We start from the raw sequence: 275 nt of genomic DNA, 5'->3' as shown, positions 1-275 counted from the left end.
GAAGCAGAGTGGGAAGCGAAAATCATCGAACTGGCAGGCTTCCTGGATTCTTACATCCCGGAACCAGAGCGTGCAATTGACAAGCCGTTCCTGCTGCCTATCGAAGACGTATTCTCCATCTCCGGCCGTGGTACTGTAGTTACCGGTCGTGTAGAGCGCGGCATCATCAAAGTTGGTGAAGAAGTTGAAATCGTTGGTATTAAAGATACTGTGAAATCAACCTGTACCGGCGTTGAAATGTTCCGCAAACTGCTGGACGAAGGTCGTGCGGGCGA

1 protein-coding gene is annotated in these 275 nt (G+C 50.9%); it reads left to right on the top strand.

Annotated elements, in window-relative coordinates:
* Window positions 1-275: EF-Tu/IF-2/RF-3 family GTPase (locus DW58_RS17930; protein ID WP_035894703.1), on the top strand; the 275-nt coding region annotated here is incomplete at both ends.

The sequence above is a fragment of the Siccibacter turicensis LMG 23730 genome, assembly GCF_000463155.2.
GTDB lineage: Bacteria > Pseudomonadota > Gammaproteobacteria > Enterobacterales > Enterobacteriaceae > Siccibacter > Siccibacter turicensis.
The sequence above is the reverse complement of the archived record's forward strand: the minus strand, read 5'-3'. Positions and strand labels throughout refer to the sequence as shown.